General features: G+C 51.1%; 3 protein-coding genes. 2 read left to right on the top strand and 1 reads right to left on the bottom strand.

From position 1 onward, the window contains the following. The coding region (locus tag GOV79_RS22240) for a hypothetical protein (protein ID WP_170791793.1) at positions 1 to 1,250 on the top strand (1,250 nt) is incomplete at its 5' end. 61 nt (positions 1,251 to 1,311) lie between these two features. Beyond that, positions 1,312 to 2,181, top strand: a complete 870-nt coding sequence (locus GOV79_RS22235) for a metallophosphoesterase family protein (protein WP_170791792.1) — start codon at positions 1,312 to 1,314, stop codon at positions 2,179 to 2,181. On the opposite strand, the gene GOV79_RS22230 is transcribed toward GOV79_RS22235, so the two are convergent. Next, positions 2,182 to 2,810 (bottom strand): DUF4956 domain-containing protein (locus tag GOV79_RS22230; protein ID WP_214648149.1); only part of this gene is annotated, 629 nt, incomplete at its 5' end.

Here is a 2,810-nt window from a genome sequence, read left to right as displayed (position 1 = left end):
ATTGCGAGATCGATTTCTATGCCTCCGAAATTGCTATTTGCCCAAAAACCTGGAGCACCAGCCCAGGAATGGCAGTCTACGATATTTCGGAAGGACCTTACGTGGGGAACCGTTCTGAATTCGAGAGAAACGCTTGCAAGGAAGGGAAGGCGGCAAAAGATCTGGCTAAGGACAGGGCGGCTAAATTCAAGTCCACCATGAACCAGAAAGGCACCAGTGGAACCTTTTCCACGTCTTCACTGCTTTACTATCATTTCTCCAGATATTTCGACGCGACTGTAAAAGTTCCAGTCGCCGTTTGGCGAAGCATGGACGCCCAGACGCATTTTTCCGAGGTCGCCGAGCCTGGCCTTGCGATTTCTGGTGGCTCTCACGGCGGACGCATGAACCATGAAGGCTGGCGGGTCTTCGCGGCTGCGGATTCTGACCCGGACTCATACCAGCCCACCGACGATCTGTTCACATCGGATCGAACGCAAATATACGGTGTACTGCTTGATAGTCCTGGGCATCGATACGGCTCGGAAATCAACGGCACACGCAAATCTGGATGGGGAAAAGGTCAAAACCGCGATTTTCAGGAAACTCCTGCTTTCTTGGCTTTGCGTTCTTCGAGACCCTTGTCAGAGGCCATTGCAGAGGGCGTTAAAGAAGGCCGAAAAGACCGGATGATCAACAAGGATCTCGGCCCCGATGTCAGTGACCAACAGATGGCATTTTGGATGCAAGAACTTACCGAGATTGTTCTATTTGACTTCATCTTTAGCCAGCAGGACCGTGTGGGAAACATAGACTTCACACCCTATTGGTATTGGGTCGAAGACGGAAAACTGAAGCAGAAGAAAGCCAAGCACCATGAGCCAAACGATGGAGACGTTCCCGCCGACGCGCTATTGATCCGTCGCAGCAATCTAAACGACAACGATGCTGGTGGGCGTGTCGAATACGCCAACTTCGCGAAATCCACTCAAATGCTGGAGAAAATTCGCCACTTCTCTCCAAGCACCTACCGGCGCTTGGTTGCATTGAACAGTGACCTTCAATCCCAAGGTCCGGTCTATGACTGGCTATCGCAAAGCTTTGGTTTGTCAGACAGTCAGATTGAACAAGTTGTCAAAAATACTGCGCTGGCAACGTCCATCCTCCAGAGCAATTGTTCAAATGGCGATTTGATGTTCGACTTGGATCCTGTCGCATTCTTTTTGAGAAACGACACCGAGGTAGGGGCCTTGGACTGTAATGACCCGTAGGTGTTCTGCTCTTATTGCGGTGTTCATTTGGACCGCTCTGCTCGCCTGCAAAGCGGCGGCATTGGATGTTATCGTCATATCGGATCTGAACGGAAGCTATGGTTCGGTAAGATACGATGCCCGCGTCGACAAAGCGATTAAGCGGATAGTCGAGATTGATCCAGATCTGGTTATTTCGACCGGAGATATGGTTGCGGGACAGCGCATTCCCAACGTGTCCGACAAACAGGTCAGGGATATGTGGAAGGCGTTTCACGAGGCCGTATCAGATCCTTTAGAGGCTGCCGGCATTCCATTTGCGGTCACGCCAGGAAACCATGATGCCTCTGCGTACCGTGGGTTCGAGCGTGAAAGAAAAATATACGCAGAGGAATGGATACCACGAAAACCAGACGTCGATTTTCTGGTTTCGGATGACTACCCGTTCTTCTACGCTTTTGAGATGCAGGGCGTAACGTTTGCGTCTTTGGACGCTACGACCTTGGGACCTCTATCCGGCGACCAGCAGGACAGACTTGAGGAACTGGGGGCAAATGGAGACCCGATTGTCACTTTCAGTCACCTCCCACTCTGGCCCTTCGCGATTCAGCGCGAACGCGAAATCATCGGTGACCCAACACTTGAAAAAATCTACCTGGAAAGCGGTGTCGTACTGCATTTGTCAGGGCACCATCATGCCTTCTATCCAGGTTGGAAAGACGGCGTGGCTTACGTCTCTCAAGCTTGTTTGGGAGGTGGCCCGCGACGGCTTATCGGCTCAAAAGCCAGATCACCTCACAGCTTCACTCATGTTACGTTCCAGCCAAACGGAGAATTTGGGATAGCAGTATATCGTGGACCCGATTTCGAAAGGTCGGTAAACTTCAAGTCGCTACCGAAAGAGATCAGATCCCCGAATGCGGTATTAAAGCGCTTAGACCTTGTGAAATGATTAGAGGTTGAGTTTCAACTCAACTTTTTCAGGGACCAGATCGTTTATCATCTCTTCGATCCGAGCTTCCGACAATCCACCCGAAGTGATGAAAAGCAAAGAAACGCGAGATTTTCCAGGAACGTGGTGTTTTCGGACCAACTTCCAGCCAGCGTCTGCGGCCATGGCTTCAATATCCCCGCTGACTTTCAATGAGTGCTCTTCGTTTGAAGCCTTGAGCGAAATTTCCACGCCCTTGTTTCGCCCACCGAGCCAAATGAAACACCAACATACAACCGCCACCAGTGTGGCCATCAAGGGCAAGCCCAGCCCTACCGCCAGCCCAAGCACGGTGACTATAATCATTTCCACCGTGTCGACCGGGTCAGCCATATTTGATCGGAACCTTAACAGAGCTCCTATTCCAAAAATCACGAACCCGATCATCGATCCGTGCTGTACGACCAGAAACCCAACCGCCATGCCGACAAGCGCATAAAGGAAGAACAGTCGCGGCATGACGATATCGCTGACACTTCTACGGGCTTTACGTCTCACCGGATGATAGACGATCAAGCCAGCCAGAATGATCGTAACGATCACATCGAGAGTAAAGAAATACAGTTCCTGTTTGCCACGAAACTGCGTCC

It is taken from the genome of Ruegeria lacuscaerulensis, assembly GCF_013034745.1.
Classification (GTDB): domain Bacteria; phylum Pseudomonadota; class Alphaproteobacteria; order Rhodobacterales; family Rhodobacteraceae; genus Ruegeria; species Ruegeria lacuscaerulensis_B.
Note: the sequence above shows the minus strand (reverse complement) of the source record. Positions and strands in the feature narration are given on the sequence as shown.